The organism is Ezakiella massiliensis, assembly GCF_059862345.1.
On the sequence record NZ_JCBCEO010000004.1, the window covers coordinates 190,802 to 210,755 of the forward strand.

Annotated in this window: 21 protein-coding genes and 1 riboswitch; of the genes, 2 read left to right on the top strand and 19 right to left on the bottom strand. The window is 40.4% G+C overall.

Translation table 11 applies throughout. From position 1 onward, the window contains the following. Positions 1-13 precede the first annotated feature (13 nt). The 9 genes from AC6FXG_RS06905 to AC6FXG_RS06945 are packed head-to-tail and all read right to left on the bottom strand — an operon-like array spanning position 14 to position 8,418. Complete coding sequence (locus tag AC6FXG_RS06905) at positions 14-1,303, bottom strand: cobyrinic acid a,c-diamide synthase CobB (RefSeq protein WP_500572102.1); 1,290 nt, start codon at positions 1,301-1,303, stop codon at positions 14-16. Then, positions 1,296-2,339 (bottom strand): pyridoxal phosphate-dependent aminotransferase, encoded by a 1,044-nt coding sequence (locus tag AC6FXG_RS06910; RefSeq protein ID WP_500572103.1) that lies wholly within the window; start codon positions 2,337-2,339, stop codon positions 1,296-1,298. The genes AC6FXG_RS06905 and AC6FXG_RS06910 overlap by 8 nt, the downstream gene beginning before the upstream one ends. After that, positions 2,329-2,994: a precorrin-2 C(20)-methyltransferase gene (locus AC6FXG_RS06915; RefSeq protein WP_500572104.1), complete on the bottom strand. Its 666-nt coding sequence runs from the start codon at positions 2,992-2,994 to the stop codon at positions 2,329-2,331. The genes AC6FXG_RS06910 and AC6FXG_RS06915 overlap by 11 nt, the downstream gene beginning before the upstream one ends. Beyond that, positions 2,991-3,716 (bottom strand): sirohydrochlorin cobaltochelatase, encoded by a 726-nt coding sequence (locus AC6FXG_RS06920; protein ID WP_500572105.1) that lies wholly within the window; start codon positions 3,714-3,716, stop codon positions 2,991-2,993. The genes AC6FXG_RS06915 and AC6FXG_RS06920 overlap by 4 nt, the downstream gene beginning before the upstream one ends. Before the next feature lie 3 nt (positions 3,717-3,719). After that, entirely contained in the window at positions 3,720-4,646 is a 927-nt protein-coding gene (cbiB, locus tag AC6FXG_RS06925) for an adenosylcobinamide-phosphate synthase CbiB (RefSeq protein WP_500572106.1), read from the bottom strand. Then, positions 4,643-5,485: a cobyric acid synthase gene (locus tag AC6FXG_RS06930; protein ID WP_500572107.1), complete on the bottom strand. Its 843-nt coding sequence runs from the start codon at positions 5,483-5,485 to the stop codon at positions 4,643-4,645. Before AC6FXG_RS06930 ends, cbiB begins: the two co-directional genes overlap by 4 nt. Next, entirely contained in the window at positions 5,485-6,660 is a 1,176-nt protein-coding gene (locus AC6FXG_RS06935) for an ABC transporter substrate-binding protein (RefSeq protein WP_500572108.1), read from the bottom strand. The genes AC6FXG_RS06930 and AC6FXG_RS06935 overlap by 1 nt, the downstream gene beginning before the upstream one ends. Beyond that, positions 6,657-7,433, bottom strand: a complete 777-nt coding sequence (locus tag AC6FXG_RS06940) for an ABC transporter ATP-binding protein (RefSeq protein ID WP_500572109.1) — start codon at positions 7,431-7,433, stop codon at positions 6,657-6,659. Before AC6FXG_RS06940 ends, AC6FXG_RS06935 begins: the two co-directional genes overlap by 4 nt. Before the next feature lies 1 nt (position 7,434). Beyond that, positions 7,435-8,418, bottom strand: coding sequence for a FecCD family ABC transporter permease (locus AC6FXG_RS06945; RefSeq protein WP_500572110.1), 984 nt, complete (start codon positions 8,416-8,418; stop codon positions 7,435-7,437). Between the two features lie 89 nt (positions 8,419-8,507). Further along, positions 8,508-8,619: riboswitch (cobalamin riboswitch) on the bottom strand. A 100-nt stretch (positions 8,620-8,719) separates the two neighbouring features. Between AC6FXG_RS06945 and AC6FXG_RS06950 the strand changes: the two genes are divergently transcribed. After that, positions 8,720-9,199, top strand: a complete 480-nt coding sequence (locus AC6FXG_RS06950; protein WP_500572111.1) for a hypothetical protein — start codon at positions 8,720-8,722, stop codon at positions 9,197-9,199. Between the two features lie 36 nt (positions 9,200-9,235). On the opposite strand, the gene AC6FXG_RS06955 is transcribed toward AC6FXG_RS06950, so the two are convergent. Then, positions 9,236-9,718: a GNAT family N-acetyltransferase gene (locus AC6FXG_RS06955; RefSeq protein ID WP_500572112.1), complete on the bottom strand. Its 483-nt coding sequence runs from the start codon at positions 9,716-9,718 to the stop codon at positions 9,236-9,238. A gap of 88 nt (positions 9,719-9,806) precedes the next feature. On the opposite strand from AC6FXG_RS06955, the gene AC6FXG_RS06960 reads away from it, so the two are divergent. Then, positions 9,807-10,553 carry a formate/nitrite transporter family protein gene (locus AC6FXG_RS06960; protein WP_500572113.1) on the top strand — a complete coding sequence of 249 codons (747 nt, stop codon included), beginning with the start codon at positions 9,807-9,809 and terminating at the stop codon, positions 10,551-10,553. Positions 10,554-11,400: 847 nt separating this feature from the next. On the opposite strand, the gene AC6FXG_RS06965 is transcribed toward AC6FXG_RS06960, so the two are convergent. The 9 genes from AC6FXG_RS06965 to AC6FXG_RS07005 all read right to left on the bottom strand — a co-directional run bounded on the left by AC6FXG_RS06965 (position 11,401) and on the right by AC6FXG_RS07005 (position 19,949). Next, a complete protein-coding gene (locus AC6FXG_RS06965) occupies positions 11,401-12,027 on the bottom strand; it encodes a DUF1847 domain-containing protein (protein WP_083427769.1) in 627 nt (208 codons plus the stop codon). A gap of 9 nt (positions 12,028-12,036) precedes the next feature. Continuing rightward, the gene (locus AC6FXG_RS06970; RefSeq protein WP_500572114.1) at positions 12,037-13,689 is read right to left on the bottom strand and encodes a hypothetical protein; all 1,653 of its coding nucleotides are present in this window, start codon (positions 13,687-13,689) and stop codon (positions 12,037-12,039) included. Positions 13,690-14,026: 337 nt separating this feature from the next. Next, positions 14,027-15,229, bottom strand: coding sequence for an ABC transporter permease (locus tag AC6FXG_RS06975; protein ID WP_500572115.1), 1,203 nt, complete (start codon positions 15,227-15,229; stop codon positions 14,027-14,029). Beyond that, a complete protein-coding gene (locus AC6FXG_RS06980; RefSeq protein WP_500572116.1) occupies positions 15,226-15,900 on the bottom strand; it encodes an ABC transporter ATP-binding protein in 675 nt (224 codons plus the stop codon). Before AC6FXG_RS06980 ends, AC6FXG_RS06975 begins: the two co-directional genes overlap by 4 nt. Then, positions 15,878-16,297, bottom strand: a complete 420-nt coding sequence (locus AC6FXG_RS06985) for a DUF4418 family protein (protein WP_500572117.1) — start codon at positions 16,295-16,297, stop codon at positions 15,878-15,880. The genes AC6FXG_RS06980 and AC6FXG_RS06985 overlap by 23 nt, the downstream gene beginning before the upstream one ends. Positions 16,298-16,426: 129 nt before the next feature. Beyond that, complete coding sequence (locus AC6FXG_RS06990; RefSeq protein WP_500572118.1) at positions 16,427-16,852, bottom strand: FMN-binding protein; 426 nt, start codon at positions 16,850-16,852, stop codon at positions 16,427-16,429. 1 nt (position 16,853) lies between these two features. Continuing rightward, positions 16,854-17,540 (bottom strand): ABC transporter ATP-binding protein, encoded by a 687-nt coding sequence (locus tag AC6FXG_RS06995; RefSeq protein WP_075574541.1) that lies wholly within the window; start codon positions 17,538-17,540, stop codon positions 16,854-16,856. Then, a complete protein-coding gene (locus tag AC6FXG_RS07000) occupies positions 17,540-18,688 on the bottom strand; it encodes an ABC transporter permease (protein WP_075574540.1) in 1,149 nt (382 codons plus the stop codon). Before AC6FXG_RS07000 ends, AC6FXG_RS06995 begins: the two co-directional genes overlap by 1 nt. After that, positions 18,675-19,949, bottom strand: a complete 1,275-nt coding sequence (locus AC6FXG_RS07005) for an ABC transporter permease (RefSeq protein ID WP_075574539.1) — start codon at positions 19,947-19,949, stop codon at positions 18,675-18,677. Before AC6FXG_RS07005 ends, AC6FXG_RS07000 begins: the two co-directional genes overlap by 14 nt. Positions 19,950-19,954 lie beyond the last annotated feature (5 nt).

A 19,954-nucleotide genomic window follows, 5' to 3' on the forward strand; every position in this document is an offset into this window, starting at 1 on the left:
CTTTTTATTTTTATTATTTATCTTTAGCAAAGTCAATCAGTCTGTCCATCCAAGTCAGCGGATGGAAGTGGGCGAAAAATCCGTAGGCGTTTTTGTATCTGTAGCCGTCTTCCCATTTTTTATCTGTCCCAGGCTTGGAAATTTCAAAAATAGTTTTTTCGTCAGTCTCAAAAATTCCCCGGTGGAATTCCCTGGCCCTTAAAATCTCGCCTGCCTTAGCAAAGCCCAAATCTTCTTTTGCTTTGAGTTCGCAGTAGCCAAAATTTTGTAGACGGTCGGTCATCTGAGCAGACCCTTTAAAAATTCCCGCCATATTGTGGCCCTGGAATTTTTCCGCCAAGTACATGAGGCCGCCACCGTAGGCAATCAGCTTGCCGCCTGCTTCCACATAAGATTTTATGGACTCCTTCATGTCAATATTCATCTCTAAGTCGGCGATAAAATCTTCTGGGTAGCCGCCACCAATCAAAATCAAATCAGCTTGAGGTAATTTTTTATCCTTGAGAGGTGAAAAGGGAATGAAGTTTTCTCTTCCCTCAAAATTATAAAAAAATGGAAAGGCCTGGTCGTGGGCGTAGGCGATTTTTATATCCTTTAAATCATTGGCATAATTTTTATAAGACTCGTCAACTTTTATTTCCTGGCACTGGGCAATCCTATAGAGCTCGTCCATGTCCAAGTGGTGGACGACCAGTTCGCTTGCCACCTCCAAGAGTTCCATGAAATTTCTCTGCTCATGAGGCAAAAGTAAGCCTTGGTTTTTTGATTTTATATTTAGCCTGTCGTCATAGGGCAGGTAGCCCAGAACCGCTATGCCAATATATTTTTCCACCTGGGTCTTCAAGAGCTCGTACATTTTTTGCGAGGTCTTGTTGAAGATTATCCCCTTGATTTGTCCGCCAGAAAAATCCACCATGCCCTTGATCTTGGGTATGGCCGTAAAGGATTCACCCTTGGGTTCGTAGACGATTACGACCGGCGTATTGGTCCGCTTTGAAAGATCGTAGCAGGAATACTCATAAGTATTTTGCAGGCCGTCGAAATATCCCATGACTCCTTCGATAATTTTAAAACCATCCTTGGCCAGAGCCCTTTTTATATCTTTTTCATCCATCAAAAACAAGTCTAGGTTTTCAGCCGGCCGGCCAGCCGCCTGTGACAAATAGTCTGCGTCAATGTAGTCAGGTCCCACCTTGTAGCCGCGGACTTTTTCATCCCTGCCAATGGCCCGCAAAAGAGCCAGGGATATAAAGGTCTTGCCCGTGTTTGAAGATGGGGCTGCAATCATAAGTCTACTATCCATTTATAATCTCCTTAAAAGCTTGAATGAGTTTTGCGTTTTTTTCATGGTCTTTAACGGCAACCCGGATAAAATTGCCCTCTAAGTTTCTATATGAAGAGCACTTGCGAACCAGGATCTTCCTCTTTAAAAATTCTTGGAAGACATCTTCTTCTCCGCGGTCGCCCAAATTTATTAGTAAAAAGTCTGCAGATGACTCATAGGTCTTTAAGCTTAATTTCTCAAGCTCGTCTATTAAAAATTCCCTTTCCTTTTTTATATAGGCCTTGGATTTTTCCCTGAAGTCTTGGTCCATAAAAATCTTTCCCATATTTTCCAAGAGGGCTCCCACCGACCAAGATGGGACGAGTTCTCTAAGTCTTTTGATATTTTTCTCAGAGGAAAATGCCATGCCAAGTCTGAGGCCAGGCAGGGAATAAAATTTTGTCGCCGCTTTTATCAAATAAATATCGTCCCCAATATAATCCATGGCCTTGTAATCCAGGTCTGCAAAGTCGTCAAAGGCCTGGTCCAGCATGAGATGGGCTGGAGAATTTTTAATAATTGCTATCAGCCTTTCAAATTCATCTCTTCTTAAAGCCCTGCCGTTTGGATTATTGGGATTTGTAAGAATAATTAAGTCGCCCTTTTTAAAAACAAATTTTTCTAAATTTTCAAAGTCAAGAGTAAAATCGCTTTTTAAGCTTATTGGCAAAAATTCTTTGCCGTAGACCCTTGCCCGAATTTCATATTCAGAAAAAGACGGATCAAAGACGATTATTCGTTCGTGTTCAAAGATAATCCGGTCAATAAGCTCAATGGCCCCGTTGCCCAGAGCGATTTTATTTTGGTCCACCCCAAAGGCCTTGGAGATATCGGCCATCAAAGACCTGTACTCAATGTCCGGATATCGCTCGATGGATTTTAAATTTTCCTCGATAATATCGTAAACATAGGCCGGCGGCCCAAGTGGATTTATATTGGAAGAAAAATCCAGAATGTCCCCGTCCTTGGCATATTTAAAAATATTTGCCCCGTGGATCATGGTCTTATCTGTCATTTTTTTCTCTTCTTCCGATTATTAGTGACAAATAATTTTCCTCTGCCAAAATTTCCTGGTCAGTCTCTGCAACTCTTTCATTGGCAGCGGAAATATTGGAAATATATTTGTATTCAAAGCCACCAGCCTTTAATTTTTTGATAATTTCTTCCTTAGAAGGGTTTTTAAAGGTCTTTAAAACCGCGACTGCATCAGCCGCTGATAAAATTTCCTCATTTACATCTTCGCAGAGGACAAAGGCCTCGCCCTTTTTAACAAGTGGCACAGACAGCCTGTTGGCCGCAGCCAAAAAGCTTGGCACGCCCGGGACAAATTCGATTTCCATGTCCCTGGCATAGTGAATTGTATTTACCAAAGTCGAGTAAACAGTCGCATCGCCAATAGTTACAAAGGCGCCCGATTTGCCGTCTGGAATTTCCTTTTCAATAATTTCAAAGGCCTTTTTATAATGGTCTTCGGTTACAAAGCCCATGGGAAAATCCAAGTAGACGATGCGCTTGCCATCTATAAAATCTCTGACCGTGTCCAGGGCCATGTTCTTGCCCTTGTTGTCGGGAGCAAAAATCACATGGGCCTCTTTGAGGGCCTCCACAGCCCAAAGGGTCAGATATTTTTTATCCCCTGGTCCGGTCCCAATTGCATAAAGTTTTTTCAATTCATAATCTCCTTTAAATTTGCATAATACATATCGCGGATGAATTCCTCTTCGCCTAGGCCAATAAGCTGGGCGTCGACTTTTATGCCTTCTCTTTCAAGAATGGACTTCCATGAGTCTTCGTCGTCACCTGCCATATCGTTTTTGGCGTGGTCACCTGCCACCAGCATGAGCGGACGGAGAATGACTTCTGTTATGCCAGCTTCTTTTACCCTTGGCAAAATATCTTCGATAGACCTTGAGCCTTCAACTGTGCCAACAAAAACCTTATCGTAGCCCAGCTTTTTAAAGGCCTCTTCAACTTCGCCGTAAACCCAGTCGACTTGGTGTTCAGTTCCGTGGCCCATAAAAATTATGGCCTTGTCCTTGGGTAAATTAATATTTTTTGCAAAAAATTCTATGTCTTCCTTTGTCTCTAAAAGTGGCTTGGCAACTTTGCCAAGGCCGATCCTCTCAATTTTTTCGTATTCAAAACCCCTTAGGATGTGGAGGGGCAAAATGTAAATTTCATCGCAAGTCTCTTGGAGCTTGGCGATAACTTCCTTTTCATTAAAAACAAATTCTCCGCGTTTTTCTAAAATCCTCTTGATAATCCGACTGGTAAAGGCCAATTCAGTTTGTCCGTCAAAATTTTCCTTTAAGTGGTCGTAAATTGGTCTAATGTTTTTTTCATAAGTGTCCTTGTGGCTGGTGCCAAAGGCTATTACAGCGAGTCCTTTCATCTCTTACCTCCAAATAATTAATAAAACCATGATAATCACAAAAATTATCTCACTAGTGATGGCCGCCCTGTTGGCCCTTGTAATATCATTGGGCTTAAGGGGCCTGCGGTCATTACCTATATAAGGCTTATTGTCCATGTGGCCAAAATATTGGCTGGGTCCTCCCAGGCGAACGCCCAGCATACCAGCCATGGCTGCCTCTGGATATCCTGCGTTTGGCGACTTGTGCTTGCCGTGGTCTCTAATCATAATTTCATAAGAGCCCCTGGCGTCATAGCCCAAGAGATAAGCCGCACATACAAAGAGGAGTCCGGTAATTCTGGCTGGGATATAGTTAACCCAGTCGTCAAAAATTGCGGCCGCCTTGCCCAAGTATTCGTACTTTTCATTCCTGTAACCAATGGTCGAGTCCATGGTGTTTACAAATTTGTAGACCATGCCGCCCACGGGTCCAAAAAACAATATATAAAAAAGTGGTGCGATTATTCCGTCGCTAGTGTTTTCTGCCACGGTTTCCACAGTTGCCCTAACGATTTTTTCTTCAGATAAATTTGCAGTGTCCCTGCCCACGATCATGGACAGCTGATATCTGGCTTCTTCAAGTGATTTAAAAAGTGCAAGTCTAACTGCATTGGCGCATTTTATAAGTTCTCTGCCAGCTATGGCTGAGTAAATCAGATACAAAGAGAAAAGTTTGGCCCCTGTGTCATTAAGTAAAGAAAAAATTCCCATAAGGACCAAGATTGTCGCCAGCAAATTAAAAACGAGCATACAAAGGCCGGCCCAGAATAATCCTCTGTCCCCGCTTACGTGTGCTCGTACAAATTGCTCTTCCCTCCTAATAATCCGCCCCATAATCCTGATGGGATGGTAGTAATAGTTGGGATCACCTATTAAAAAATCCAATAAAACTGCAAAAACTAAAATCATTTTAAACCACTAATCCTCTTAATAAATTCCATGTCCATATTTTCTTCCAAGACTTTTTCAAGTTTGTCCAGTTCTAAATTGAGTTCGTCTTCACTTTGGTCCTCGTGGTTGGCGTGCTTGTCGTAATCGATTAGGCTGTCCTCATCCACCAGTTCAAAGTGCTCGTAGGGAATGAGACCTATAACGGGAATGCCCGTTAGGTCTTCGATTTTTTCTATTCCAGACTCAAGTAGAGTCGGGTCTCCCCTAAATTTATTTATTACCAGGCCCTTAATCCTTGCTCGTTCATTTTCAGGAAGGAGCATGACCGTTCCATAAAGGGAAGCGAAAACTCCGCCCCGGTCGATGTCCGCCACCAAAATTACTGGCGCGTCCACCATCTCAGCCAGGCCCATATTGACTATGTCGTTGTCACGCAAATTAATTTCCGCCGGACTGCCCGCCCCTTCGATTACTATTATATCATTTTCTCCCTCAATTTGCTCGAAGACTTCCATAATATGGTCGCGAAGTTTGACTTTAAAATCAAAATATTCACGGGCCTGCATGGCCTTGTACTTTTCCCCGTCGATTACAACCATGGACCCAGTGTTGGACTGGGGTATGAGAAGGACAGGATTCATCCTGACGTCGGGCTTTAATCCTGCAGAAAAAGCCTGGAGAGCTTGGGCAGTTGAAATTAGCCTACCGTCTTCAAGCTCATAAGCCTTTGAAGACATATTTTGTGATTTAAATGGATAGGACTTATATCCATATTTTTTAAAATACCGGACCAGACCAGTCACCAGCAAGCTCTTGCCTGCTGATGAGGTCGTCCCCATTACCATTAACTTAGCCATTATTTGTAAAGATAATCAAAAATCATTTGATAGGCATCAACGTATTTTGAATTTGGCTTGTTGTGGAAGAGGCCGCGTGGCAAATAATAAACCTGATTGTTTGCAACAGCGTCCACCTTGGCCCAAGCGTCGGTTGATGACAGGTATTTTTCAACGGATTCTCTAGCGTAGTCTTCTGAATTCATGCATTGGATGAAAATGTATTCTGGATTCATCTTTACAATGTCTTCAATGCTGATGTCAACCCTGGGGCTGGCACCCTTTTTAACTTCGCCTCCCAAGCGGTTTTGTGTGCCCAAGTCTTGTAGAATTGTTCCCAAGTCGCTTTGAGTGTAATTGCCCTTAATACCCTTGGCAACTGGCATGATTGAGATGACTTGAGGCTTGTGGTCCCTGATTGGAACCTCTTCAATAATTTTTGATACGCCTTCAATGGTCTTTAGAGCAACATTGTCGAAGGCCTCTTGGTTGTCGTTAAGTGAAGTGTAAATATAAGCCCACTTTGCGTAGTCGCGAACGCCGTTAAAGGAAATACCAATTAGGTCAATACCAGCAGCCTTGGCAGCTTCTTCAATTGTTCCATAGCCATTTGAAGTCATAGCGCAGATAATTAAGTCTGGTTTTTCTGCAATAATTTTTTCCACATCCCAGTTTTTTCCGCTTGGTGATGTTACGATGACATTTTTGCCTTCGGTAATATCCTTGCCGCGTTGGAATTTATAAACTTCAACTGCATTGTCGCCGCCAATAATTAAATCGATTTTACCGCCGAGTTCGTCATACATGGATGCGTATGAAGAATAAAAAACTGCAACTTTTTTCGGACGCTTTTTAACAGTTACTGATTCCCTGCCGGTATCATCTGTAAAAGTCATGGTATCTGCATCTTCTTGAATTTTTTCTAGCTCTGCAATGGCGTCCTTGGCAAGTGTTGACTTTTTGTAAGCCTCAGCAATTTTTTCTAATTCTGAAATAGCGTGGGCCTTGAAACCAGCTTCTGCATTTGCGTCTTCTTTTGCATCTGCATTTTCTTTTGCATCTGCATTTTCATTTGCATCTGTATTTTCAGTGACCTCTGCAGCCTTCTTATCTTCTCCTGCCTTGTCGTCCTTTGGACTCGTACACCCTACCGCCAAAAGTCCTGCCATTAATAAAATAAGTAATTTCTTTTTCATAATTTCCTCCTGCCGGGAACCATAATCATCTGCCCATCGTGGTGGATAATCTCGGCATCAAGGGCAAAAATATCCCGGATATTTTCGCTGGTGATTACCTCTTCCCGTCTTCCTTCAAATAAAATATTTTTGTCCTTTATGGCAAAGAGATAATCTGAATATCTAATCGCCAAGTTTATATCGTGAAGGACAAGCAAGATGGTCGTACCGTATTCTTCCTTCACCCTCTCGATCAAATCCATAAGCTCTATCTGGTAGCTTATGTCCAAGTAAGTCGTGGGCTCGTCCAAGACCAAAATCTCGGCTTGAGTTGCCATGGTCATGGCTATCCACGCCCGCTGGCGTTCACCCCCCGACAAAGTCCTAAGGGCCCTATGTTCTAAGGCACTAAGGCCAGTAAATTCTATTACCTCGTCAATAATTTCCTCGTCTTTTGCAGACAAGCCCCCAAGCATTGACCTGTATGGAAACCTGCCGTTGGCCACCAGCGTTCGCACGGTCGCATCTGTCGGCGACTTGTGGATTTGCGGCAAAAAGGCAATCTTCTTGGCCAATTCTTTGGTATCATAATCGTAAATGGACTTGTCCTTGTAAATAACTTGACCATGAGCCGGCGGATTTTTCCTGGAAATCAGCCTGAGTAGTGACGACTTGCCAGACCCGTTTGGTCCGATAATGGTCGAAATCTTTCCCTTGGGCACGTCCATGGACAAATTTTCTATAATGGTCTTGGTCCCGTAATTAATTTTTATATCTTTAAAGCCAAAATACATCTTAATGCCCCTTTCTGTACCTTTCTCTTAAGAGATAGAGGAAGAATGGTGCGCCCAAAAATGCCACGATAACGCTGACTGCAATCTCGCCTATAGGCAAAATTATCCTGCCCACCGCATCTGATAAAATCACAAATGAATAGCCCAAGAGCATTGAGGCCAAAGATAATTTCCTATAGTCGTTGCCCACAAAAATCCGAGCTATGTGGGGGACGATTAAGCCGACAAATGAAATTAAACCTGCAATTGCAATGGCCGCCCCAGATAGTAAAGATGAGACAATTATAATTAAAAATCTAAAGCGCTCTGTCTTTAGGCCAAGGGAGCTCGAAAGTTCATCGCCCAACATCAAAACGTTCATGTTATTTGACATCATAAGGGCAATTATAATGCTTATAATTATATAAGGACTAGCAAAGAAAACTTCTCCCCAGCCGAGGCCGTTTAAAGATCCAATTGTAAAGCCCAATGTAGATGCCAGTCTTTCTGGAAACATGGACCTTAGCATATTGTTAAAGGCCGTAAACATGGCGCCAACTGCCACACCCGAAAGAACCAATCGATTTGGATTTATCCCGTCGCTATAGGCCAAGCGGTAAATAAAAATCGTGGTCAAAAGTGCGCCGACAATGGTCCCCACCGGCAAAAGATATGCGTAGGCAGGAAAGGCCATGAGTGTCAAGTGGCCCACGAAGGAGGCTCCATTTGTAACACCTATTACAGAAGGTGAAGCCAAATTATTTCTCATAACTCCCTGCAAGAGGGCGCCAGAAAGTGCCAAAGCCATACCGACTAAGCCGCCGCCAATAACTCTTGGCAATCTAATTTTAAAAATTATCAAGTGCTCCATGGTCTCGTCGTGGACAAAAAGGCCCTTTAAGACCTGGCCAAAAGAATATTTCATTGAGCCCAGGGACAAACCGATTACGGTCGATGCCAGGGCAATTAAAATAAATATATAAATGTATGAGTCTTTTTTCTTCAAGGCTCCTCCTAAAAATTCCAATAAAAAAAACATGCTCTTACAGCATGCCAAAAGAACGCATAATCCCTAACCCAGATTATGCACTCATAGGGTATCCTGACTCTTTCTTCATCCTTTAGGCCGCCTTCCCACGATCGCGCAGTGGCCTTGGCCCTCGTCCAAAATACAGTAGAGGTAGCTGTAAGGTTTTTCCTTTTCCCCACAACTATTTTACCATTAACGGCCCTACTTTTCAAGATAAAAGACGCCTTGCCATGAATAATAATAATAATAATGGGTATAAGACAAGTGAGGTGATTAGATGAAAAGAAAAAACATATTAATAATTTTAACTTTACTTATGCTTGGTCTGACCTTATCTGCATGTGCGACCAAGGAAGAAGCCCTAATAGAAGACTTTATCAAGGACTACTACGCCTACATAGGCCAGGTAAAATCCGATGAATACCATGAATTGGCAGCCAAAGAATTGGCCTACGGGGACGAATCGGTCCTAAAAAAATACTTGGATGAAAAAACTGTAAAGATTTTAGTGGCGGATGGGAATTACCTAAACCCAGTTTACGAAAAACTTGACGCAGGCCTTGCCACAGTAAAGATGGAGGAAATCAAGCAAGACGAGGCTGGTGATTACAGAGTAAAATACCACCTGCACTTCTCCGACAACCACGAGTTAAAGGAAAGCCATGAATTAAGATTGGCCGTTGACGGCGACAAAATAATTATTAAATTCGGTTCGCTAGGACCAACCAAAGAGCTCATGGAAAATTTAATCAAGTAAAAAATAGACGCAAGGAATTATTTTTCCCTGCGTCTTTTATATTGTAAGTTCGTAATAGCATTCGTAAGCATTCGAAGACATAAGCTTAAAACCAAGTCGCATCAAAAGTTTTCTGGACCTGACATTATTGGTATAAGACCGGGCACAAAAATTTTTCACCCCGTACTCATCAATCATGTAATCCATAATGGCGACCAAGGCCTCTGTCATGAACCCTTGCCCCCAGCATTCCTGGCTCATGGCGTAGCCGATGGAAATAAAATCCTTCTTATACTTGTCCCAGTCAAAATCAATGCAGCCAATGGCATGGCCGTCGTACTCCATACAGTAAACGGTCTTAAACTCGTGGAACATCTTTAAAAAAGTCCGGGAATCATCCAGAGACTTGTGGTGGTTCCAGCCCGCCATCTCGCCCACTCCCGGCACAGAGGCAAAGGCGTAGAGGTCCTCCAAATCATCCGGCCTCCAACTTCTTAAAACCAACCTTTCAGTTTTTATTTCCTTAAGCTTAATGCACACGTCCGCCTCCTAAAATCTGGAAATTTTTCCTCTTTTCGTGTATAATTATAACATAATTGTTTAAGCAATAACAATATAAGGAGGAACAATGGATAATTTATTTTTAAGCTCTGCCGAAGTTACAGAGCGTTCAAGACAAATCGGGATAAAAAAAGCCAACAACAAGGCTAGGACAACCAGGTCCCTCGCCTTTATGGCAGGCATGTTTATAGCCCTGGGTGGAATTACAAATACAGTTGCAAACATCGTTTTATCTCCTGGCATTGGCCCATTCCTAGGAGCCTTTATGTTTGCCCTTGGACTCATGCTAGTCCTAGTTGCAGGCGGAGAACTCTTCACCGGAAATATTCTCCTCTACGGAGCCTATCTATCAAAGGACATCAGCCTAAAACAACTGGCCACCAACTGGGGCAGAGTCTACCTGTGGAACTTTATCGGTGCTTTATGCTTTTCAGCTGTAACCCATCTTACAAAATTCAACCCAGCTATTGTTGAATCAATCACAGCAGCCTCAGCCGGCAAATTGGAACTAACTGTTATTCAGTGCCTAGCAGGTGGATTTTTATGTAACATCCTCGTCTGCCTAGGAGTTTGGGTCTCATTCTCAGCCAACGACGGGGCATCCAAATTTGTATTAATGGCCATGCCAATCATAGCCTTTATATTATTAAAATACGAACATAGCGTAGCAAATATGTTCTACTTCTCATTCACAGCCATTGAATCAGGCATCGATTTTGTGGGAGTTCTAAAAAATATGATCCCAGTTACTGTTGGAAATATTTTGGGCGGGATGTTTATTGCATTCATTTACCACCACGCCCACCACAAATAAGATAAATTTGCTGTTAATTTCGCGACATTCTCGTGAAAAATTTTTTTAGTCCTCGATGTACACTCTAGTACACCTGCGTCCTAAAAAAATTCTTTCACATCGAATCTCATCGAAATTTCCTAGCAAATTTAAAACTAGAGTTTTTGAAAAAGTATATATTTATGAAGTCGCGGCTTTTCGCAGTGTTCGAAATTTTTCTCACTGCGATGTAGGCTTACTACATCTCATTCGCAAAATTTCTGCACTTCGCGAAATATTCCCGTTTTTCCTCGCAAATTTATACAGAAGAGTTTTATATAAGTATTTATTTTGTAAAAGAACAAAAAATAACACGAAGCGTTTGTAGAGGCTACCTTTATGGTAGCCATATTTTTTGTTCTTTAGGTAATTATATTTTTAAGAGATTGTTATTTTTACAATCTCTTTTTTATTTGTTAAATATAACCTGCTTCCTAAAAAATATATTTCACATCGAAGCCCTTGTCCAAGAGAAAAAAATTTTATTCGATTACTTAAATTAAATATATTTTTAGAGCTTTTAAATCAGTCTTTTTTAAGAATTCTTTTTACACATCAAATTTTTCAATTCCATAATATAAATATAATTTTATTTTCATTATTTTTTATAAACCAGCTTTTCATAAACATTGTTCACTTCTTTTCACTTTGCGCATACATATGATGATCCATCATCTCCAAATCAATTGATAATTCTTTTCAATTGATGTTGACTGTAACGATTTCACTAAATTTCTCTCCACTTATCACTCATTTTTCTTTTATATCTAACCCCTCCATACAAAAAAGAGATTGCTTGAACAATCTCTTTTCATTTTCATTATTCTTTTTAAAATCTGTTTTTGAAATACTTATCTGCCTGGTAGAGGGCGCCGACTGGGTTATGGGCGAGGACCCGGTCTTTGGCAACGAGGGTTGTGACCAGGGCGTCTGAATACTTGGTAAAGAGCGAATCGTGGCCCACGCACAGGCCGACTATAACGTTGAAGTCGGTCTTTTTGTCGTTGAAATATTCCGCCTGGCCAATTGGATTGCACATGACTTCCTCAGTGCCTGGGCGAATTTTTTCTTCGTCTTTGATATCCAGGAATTCCTTGGGCACACCGCCAGACTTGCACATCATGGAGTGGACTTCAAAGCCATTCTTGCGGAGGATATCTGCAAAGACCCTGGCCTCGTACTTGAGGCCAATGCAAAAGGCGATTCCTATTTTTTTGAAATCATTCTTCCTGCAAAATCGCATAATCTCCTCGACTCTGGTGTCCTTGAGATAGCCTTCCTTTTCCGTTTGGCAAGCGGCCCTGGCAATCTTGTAATTCTCTTCGGTCTTATAAAGTTTTTTGATCTCTTCCATCCGCTCTTCGTCAACAGTTGGACAGCCCTTGGGAAAGACCCCTTCCTTGGAATAACATTTTTTAGATGGGCACAAATCACAAATTAATTTATCTTCACTCATAAAATCCTCCTAATCTTCAATAGCAGAAATGTTGAACTGACTGCCATCACCTATGGCCTCGCCTTCAATCGCGATTTTGTCACCGGTCTTTAAAAATGGCAGGCGGTTGGACTTGGCAATTGTAGCAATATATATAGTCTGATCACCCTTGGCCTTAATGAAGTAGTTGGTGTTGCCCTCAACAGTGACCGGCACAATTTCTTCTATAATAATATTTCTCTTTTCAGTCTCTGCTGGCTCATGATCGCTTGCCGCATAGGATTCATTAAAGGCCTTTAAGGCTTCCTTGACCGTTTGGCCAGTGCGAACTGTTTGATAGTTTTGTGCATCTATAAAGGCAAAGGTCTTGATAAGTCCTGCGTTATCCTTAAGGGATAGGAAATAAGTTGGACGATTGTAAAGGTTGATGAGGATTGGGAAAGTCGCTGTGTAGCCCTTTTCTTGGACAGCGCCCTCCGCAGAATCCATGGCCGAGTGTTCGTCAGCCGATGAAAGCGGATAGAATTTGGCTTGCTTGGTCCTCATATTGATAAGGGCAAAGCCAATATTAGATTCGTCTTGCAAAACGGAAGTAATCCCCGTGTACATATAAATATCATTGTCAATGGACAGGTAATTGTAACCGTCAGTTGGCTGGGTAACGCCCTTTTGCCCAATGAATTGATTTATAAATCCGCGTTTCATCCTCCCGTTCCAGTTAAGCTGCCTCATAACTAAATTTGCAGAGTAAACTCTGTCCACCCAATCAGGCACTTGGCCAACTTCATAGCGGTTGGCCTCACCAGTTACAGCGTCCACAACTATGACCGAATTGGAATCAAAAGCCCCAATGAGGCCAACGGTTGGTTTCAGAGTCGAAGCCACCCAGTAAGGATGGTCCTTGTCGTCAACTTCAAAATTTATTTCATCAATAATGGCAGTCGGATACTTAAACCTGATCAACCGCCTAATATTTCTTTGAAACTTGTCTGAAAAAGAATACTTAATTGGCTGGGGCAATTTCACCATCATAACATCTTGGTCGGCCATGTCAACCGCAATATAATAAGGAATGCCCGAAGATTTATTTTGCAGCCACTTAATCAGGTCCGAATAAACTAAAGGCGTATTTCGCATTGGCTTGCCATTAACAGTTACCTGCGAATAAGCAGGATCAATGCTGTACTGGGAAACCAAATCTCCCATCTCGCCCATCTTTCTGGACCCAAGTTTAACAGCCGTGTCCCTGTCAACAACAGGGATTTTTTCGAAGTCAACTTCAGCCACGTCGTCCTTAAAGACCCCCTCTTGAAGCTCAAGAACTTTTGAATAAGACTTGGCGTGGAAAATCGGTGCCGAAACGATAACCATAACAAAATAAATAGCCCAGATGCCAACAAGGAACTTAAAAGCATGCTTGCTTAACCTATAAGACTTCCTAAAGCCCCGCCTGCAAAAAATATTTACAAAAATCGTTGTCGCCGCAGTTACAATAGTTAAAGCCAAATAAAACTCGCTAGCGAAAATATTTATCGGCGGCAAAACAAAATAATAATACAAAAAAGCAAAGACCAGGCTGCAGATGATGGCCTTAACCACACCAGCCTTGGACACGGGCCTAGGCGCCTCAACCTCCTCCTTGTAATTATGTATCAAATCCTTCAAATTAACATTAATCTTCATATCAATACCTCCAAATAACTCTTACCCATTAAGAGCAATATTTAAAGTCATCTATTGTATGTATGAAAAATTTTACAAATGCCAAACATTAGGCTGTTATTTTGAAATTACAAAAGCCTTTAAAGAATAAAATCACAAGGCCTTTTGTTTTGAAAATATAAAAAAATTGGCACAGAATATCAGGCCCGCCTTCTTGCAAATTTAGCTTTTGTAAAAGGCCCAAGAATTGAAGTACTTACAAAATCAGCTGGCAAACTTTTTGTCAAAATTAAAGGCACAAAAAAATCTATAATGAACGAGTCATTATAGATTTTTATAGCTAACAATATTAAAGTCTTTAATCGTTTTGTCTTAACAAGAGGCCGAGCTCTTCTGCATTCATCTTTTTGATGGATATGAGTGATGAGAGCGGACCCATTATTGTGCCAATTGCAAATACAGCAACAAATATTATTGCAAGCGTTAAAACATTCGGTGCCAAGAATGGCATTTTGAAACTTTGACTAAACCAAGTTCCAAATAAAATTGAAATAATTAAGCCGAGTATACTTCCGCATGCAGCACCTGAAATATTTATGGTAAATATCTCCCACAAAATAATAGTCCTCAAATGCTTTTTGCTGGCTCCTAAAATTCTTAGGGTTGCAAATTCTCTCTTGCGTTCTTTAATTGTAATTGAATAAACAAGGGTGAGCACAAGGAAAACCAAGAGCCAAACAAGGGCGATTAAGATATAAACATATTTAATCATATCTTGGGTCGATGTACTTACTTCGTTCATCATGGATTGGGATAGTAAGGGATAAACGCCTTGACCAGCAAATTCGCTCCTAATATTGTTTTGAATTTCAGCTGGGTCGACACCCTTATCAGCCTTAATCATTACACATGAAATCATATTTTCATGATCCTTGTCTTCGAGATTAAGAATTTTTTCGTACTCCTTGGCAAGGCGTCTGGCTTCTTCAAAATTTACAAAAACCGTATTGTCAAAGCCCATTCCTGTCTTTGCCAGCCTGCCCCTAATAATAAATTCTTGGTTAAAGAATTTTACATGCTCATGCAAATCACCAACAATATTGTGGCCAACCAAGACCTCGCCCTTTTCTAAGGGGAGTTTCGCTTGAGTTGCCAGCCAGGGCTTTACTACGAAGTCTGTGTCCGAATCAAAGCCTATGACTTGAATCGGGAATGAACAGCAACCAGCGGAAAGGGTGGCAATAAATAATTGAGGGGTGGCAATTTCAACTCCATCGATTTTTCTAATTTTATCAACAACTGACTTGTCCAAGAAAAAGGTGTTGGGTTCTCCGCGAAGGATTGCGCCCCTGATTTTTGAATCGTAGCCTTCAGGCACCACAATAATATCTGCACCCATGCGGTTGGCAAGCGAATTCATACCATTTCTAAGTGACAAGATCAAAAAGCTGGATAAAAATAAAACAAGGGTTAAAATTGCTGTTAAAATTATAAGTGAAGCGCTTCTTACGCTTTTATTTTGAATATTTTTAAAGGCGATTTGCTTGGAATTTAATTTCATAAGGCCACCTCATTTAATTTACCATCTGTCATTTCAAGAAGCCGAGACCCGTATTTTAATAAATCATTATCGTGGGTTACTATAATAATAGTCGTGCCTTTTTCATTGATTTCTTTTAGCATATCCATAATTTCAATTGTAGTTTTTGAATCCAAATCAGAAGTTGGTTCATCTGCGATTAAAATTTTGGGTTCATTCATGAGGGCCCTTGCAATTAAAACTCTTTTTAATTCACCACCTGACAGATTTTTGCAAAAATCATCTTGCAGGTCCAAGATGCCGCACATATCAAGTAGCATCCTGGCCCTTTCAATTCCATTTCCCTCACGCTTTTTAAAAAAGTAGGGAAGTCTGACATTGTCAAGGACATTTAGGGTTGGCAGGGTTCCAAGTGATTGGGGAACATAACCAATAAATTCGTTTCTATATCCACTTTTTTCTTCATCATCCATGGTGGAAAGATTTTTGCCTTCTACAAAGATATCTCCAGATGTAGGTTCAATAATTGCAGACAAAAGAGTAAGGAGTGTTGATTTCCCACTCCCACTTTTACCAATGATATTTATAAAATCTTTTTCACAAACATCAAAACTTACATCATCAATTGCAAAAAAATCTCTTTCCCCGCGTCTAAATGATTTGGATAGATTATTTACATTGATTAGATTCATTGCAAGGCCTATTTAAAATTGCAGCAACAATGCTAATAACGATATAAAGTCCAATCAAAATATAAAGCATAGGCATAGTTTTTGCCCTGCAAGCCATTTCAGCCTTCATGCAGCCGCCAATTAATTTTGCAGGCAATAAAATTGCATAGATTCCAATTAATACATTGGAGATGGCTAAGGCAAAAAACATTTGTCTCTTGCAGCAGATAGCTGTGTAAATAAGACCAAGAACAGTCATAAGACCGCCAGCGCCTTTAATTGCTTGGCCCATCCAATGGCATTTCATAAATTTTCCATCTGCCATTGCAGGACATGTTGGAGCAATTGTGCCTGGTGTTAACATAATTAGAACACCTAATATTACAAATAGAATTCCGAAAATTTTATTTTTATTCATATTTACCTCCTAAGATTTTCAAGTTTGAGGGGCAAAACCCTCGAATAAATTATATATAATAGCCTTGGTAAAAGCTAATTAAAAATATCTATAGCAAGTTTTTCACTATAGATATTTTTAATACAAATTTTATTTTGCATCCTTCAATGCATCGTTTACAGCTTCTTCGAAAGATTTAAATGTAACAGTTGCACCAGAGATAGCCTCAACATCTTCAATCTTGCCCTTTTCAATTAAAAGTTTTGGATATTCTTGAGAATTTTTAACTGCATCTTGGGCAATCTTATAAAGACCTTGGTTGGTTGCACCTTCTTTGGCCTTACCATAATTTTCGTCTTTTTCACTTCCATCAGCAAGTAAATTTTTTAAATTTGCTTCAACAATTTTTCCATCCTTAACAGTGATATCTGTTGTAACCTTGCCGCCCCATTCATCAACTTGGCTTTCACCGTGGTAGGTCCCATCCTTGTATCCATCAGTGCTAGCTTTGTTATCCTTATTGCCGCATGCTGTTAATAATAAGGCAGCTGCAATTAATAATAAAGTTTTTTTCATACTAAACCTCCAAAATTGGTCTTTGTCTCTTTTGTTTTTCTTCTCTAGCAATTCTTCCATGTTCGAGATAAATTATTCTTTCTGCTTCCACACCAACCTCTTGGTCGTGGGTAACAACTATAATTGTTGATCCATTGTTATGGAGTCTTTCTAAAATGTCCAGAACTATTGTTTCATTCTTTTCGTCCAAATTTCCTGTTGGTTCGTCTGCTAGGATGAGGGATGGGTGATTAATGAGAGCGCGGGCAATACAAACGCGTTGTTGTTCACCGCCTGAAAGTTGGTTGGGCAAGTGGTTGTACCTATCTTTTAATCCAACGCTTTCAAGAGCTTGCAAGGCCTCTTCCTTATCAACCATTGAGTGATAGTATTGGGCCATCATAACATTTTCCAAGGCTGTTAGATAGTTTACCAAGTGGAATTGTTGGAAGATAAGGCCAATCTTATCACGTCTAATCTCGGTCAATTCCTTTTGATTTAATTTTGAAATGTCAATTCCTTCAAGTAAAACTTCACCGATAGAAGGCTTGTCCATACAACCGATGATATTCATCATTGTCGTCTTACCGCTGCCTGATGGACCCATAATTGAAACCCATTCACCTTTTTCTACATTTAAATTTATTTTATCAAGCGCTTTCAAATCGCCGTATATCTTTGAAATATCTTTTAATTCTAATATATTCATTATTCCCCCCTTAATACAAGTGCTGGATCAACTGCAGTTGCAGTTTTAACTGGTATGATACAAGCCACAATTGTAATTACTATTGAAGCGATGATTGTAATTGGAACGAGGGCCCATAAAAAGTTTACGCTTCTTGCAAAGACGCGTCTGGAAACTTCGCTTGCAAATAAATACCCGAGCAAGGATCCCAGGGCTCCGCCCATTAGGCCAAGCAAAAATCCTTCGCCCAAGAAATCATAAATGATTGATTTATTTTGGGCACCCAAGGCTTTTTTAAGGCCGATTTCTTTTCTTCTTTCAGCGACAACAGCCATCATGGTTGTACTAACACAAATCATCATAATAAATAAAACAATGATTGTAACAATCCATACAAGGGCCTGGAGTTTTTCTAGGACCACACCTTGAGATTCAGTAACCCTTTTAACAAGTCTGGCACTAACAGCGCTATCGATTTCGTTTATATTATCTGCAATTGCTTGCAACTCTTCGCTGTTTGCATCGATTGAACATTCGATAATATTGATATTTAAATCGCCCATAATGGACCTAATGTCCTCAATGGACATAAATATCAAATCTTCTTCTTTGCCGCCAGTTGTTACAATTGAAGAGACTGTAAAATCACTATCTCTCATTTCTTGTGAATTTTCCTTTGGAGTACTCAGTACGAAAGGGTCTCCAATTTTTAGGCCAAGTTTTTTTGAAATTTCATGGCCAATCATAACAGTTCTTTTTTCGCTAGGCCAATCACCATCGACCAACCAGAAGGGACTGTTCTTTTTTAAGCCATCAAAATTTGTGGCTGCAATAACAAAGGGCTGCTCATTTATCTTTGCGTTTTGATAAATATAGGGGGCAATGCCCACAAGTTTATCACCTGCAAGCTTTTTAATTTCATCAATGTGTTTATCGTCAATCTTATCATCCTGGGACTTTGGAATGACAATCATATTTGCCCCGTAACTTCTAAATTCCTTGCCCAATTGTCTAGGGATATCATAATAGATTGTAATAAGCCCTGATAGAATTGTTGCACCCATAGCAATGGCGAGAAGGGCAGTAAGCATACGGGCCTTTCTTCTTCCTATTGATGACTCAACCATCCTCCAAAAGAATTTTATATTTTTTGTTTTAGCCCTTTCCATGAAGCACCTCCGTTGGATTGAGTTTGAGCAAATATCTAATGGCTGGAATAGAACCCAAAATAATTACCAGTAAAATTAATATAATTACAATCGGTATTACCATTGGTGTTGGTGGAATGCCAGAACCAAAAACTGTTATACCAATTATTTGAGTGAGTCCAAGTCCAATGAAATAACCAACAGTTCCACCCATAATACCTGTGGTAATATTTTCAACCAAAATTCTTGTAATAATTCTTCTATTGTTGGCACCAATTGCTTTTTGCAAACCAATTTCAGCACGTCTTTCCATAACAGATGCTGTTACTAGATTGGAAATTGCAAGGGCAGAACCAATTAAACTGAGGGCGGTAATTAAAACCATTAATAAAGTTGTCTTATTTAAAATATCGCCTTCACTTTCTGCAACCTGCCTAATTGGCTTGGCAATTGAATCAGTCATAACCTCTTGAATTTGGTAGCAAATTGCACTTACATAAGCTGTGCAATACCAAACTTCCCATTCTTTAATGGTAAGAGACTTTGGATTTCTTGCGGCCTTCCTTGCCAAATCATTGTCAGGAGTTGTTAGAGCAGAAACTTCAACACGAGAAACAACATTTGATACTCCCTCCAATTCTTGGGCGACCTTTAAGGGAATATATATGTGTGAATCTTCATCACTGCCTGAATCGAAAATCCCTGCGATTTCAAATTCTTTTGTTGCAGCAGAACCTTCGATTTTAATTTTATCACCAAGTTTATAATTATTTCTAAGGGCAAAGACGGTACCAACCATGGCCTTATCTGTGTCGCCATCTTCAATCCATTCGCCTTCGATGTTCCACCAAGTTTTTAATTTCCTCATACCAGTATCAAGTGATTCACCTGTTGGAAGGTCCATGTGATTGTAAAACCACGTGCCCACTACCCTTGTTGAATCTCCGCCAACTCTTGCATTGATATTTAAATACGGCGTGTAGTCAACAATATTAAAGGACCAGAAAATGGTTTTTATCATGCCAAGTTCATCTTCCTTTAAATAATTTTTTTGACTGTCTTCACCAATTCCATAAATATCATCAAGCATGGAAGACTCTTTGGGAACAACATTTATATTTGCCCCATAAGCCTTTAATTCTCTATTAACCTTGTCGCCGATGCCAAGCATGGTATTAAGCATGCCTGTTGAAAGGCAAGTGCCAAGCATTACGACAAATGCAATCATGGCCATTTTTTTCTTCTGCCTGAAGATTGCACCCTTAATCATTCTAAAAAACATAAATC

Bases quoted from the DNA above. Each gene is read 5' to 3' on its own strand.
- AC6FXG_RS06905 (WP_500572102.1), bottom strand. From the start codon at position 1,303: ATGGATAGTAGACTTATGATTGCAGCCCCATCTTCAAACACGGGCAAG.
- AC6FXG_RS06910 (WP_500572103.1), bottom strand. From the start codon at position 2,339: ATGACAGATAAGACCATGATCCACGGGGCAAATATTTTTAAATATGCC.
- AC6FXG_RS06920 (WP_500572105.1), bottom strand. From the start codon at position 3,716: ATGAAAGGACTCGCTGTAATAGCCTTTGGCACCAGCCACAAGGACACT.
- cbiB (WP_500572106.1), bottom strand. From the start codon at position 4,646: ATGATTTTAGTTTTTGCAGTTTTATTGGATTTTTTAATAGGTGATCCC.
- AC6FXG_RS06930 (WP_500572107.1), bottom strand. From the start codon at position 5,485: ATGGCTAAGTTAATGGTAATGGGGACGACCTCATCAGCAGGCAAGAGC.
- AC6FXG_RS06935 (WP_500572108.1), bottom strand. From the start codon at position 6,660: ATGAAAAAGAAATTACTTATTTTATTAATGGCAGGACTTTTGGCGGTA.
- AC6FXG_RS06940 (WP_500572109.1), bottom strand. From the start codon at position 7,433: ATGTATTTTGGCTTTAAAGATATAAAAATTAATTACGGGACCAAGACC.
- AC6FXG_RS06950 (WP_500572111.1), top strand. From the start codon at position 8,720: ATGAAAAGAAAAAACATATTAATAATTTTAACTTTACTTATGCTTGGT.
- AC6FXG_RS06960 (WP_500572113.1), top strand. From the start codon at position 9,807: ATGGATAATTTATTTTTAAGCTCTGCCGAAGTTACAGAGCGTTCAAGA.
- AC6FXG_RS06965 (WP_083427769.1), bottom strand. From the start codon at position 12,027: ATGAGTGAAGATAAATTAATTTGTGATTTGTGCCCATCTAAAAAATGT.
- AC6FXG_RS06970 (WP_500572114.1), bottom strand. From the start codon at position 13,689: ATGAAGATTAATGTTAATTTGAAGGATTTGATACATAATTACAAGGAG.
- AC6FXG_RS06975 (WP_500572115.1), bottom strand. From the start codon at position 15,229: ATGAAATTAAATTCCAAGCAAATCGCCTTTAAAAATATTCAAAATAAA.
- AC6FXG_RS06980 (WP_500572116.1), bottom strand. From the start codon at position 15,900: ATGAATCTAATCAATGTAAATAATCTATCCAAATCATTTAGACGCGGG.
- AC6FXG_RS06985 (WP_500572117.1), bottom strand. From the start codon at position 16,297: ATGAATAAAAATAAAATTTTCGGAATTCTATTTGTAATATTAGGTGTT.
- AC6FXG_RS06990 (WP_500572118.1), bottom strand. From the start codon at position 16,852: ATGAAAAAAACTTTATTATTAATTGCAGCTGCCTTATTATTAACAGCA.
- AC6FXG_RS06995 (WP_075574541.1), bottom strand. From the start codon at position 17,540: ATGAATATATTAGAATTAAAAGATATTTCAAAGATATACGGCGATTTG.
- AC6FXG_RS07000 (WP_075574540.1), bottom strand. From the start codon at position 18,688: ATGGAAAGGGCTAAAACAAAAAATATAAAATTCTTTTGGAGGATGGTT.
- AC6FXG_RS07005 (WP_075574539.1), bottom strand. From the start codon at position 19,949: ATGTTTTTTAGAATGATTAAGGGTGCAATCTTCAGGCAGAAGAAAAAA.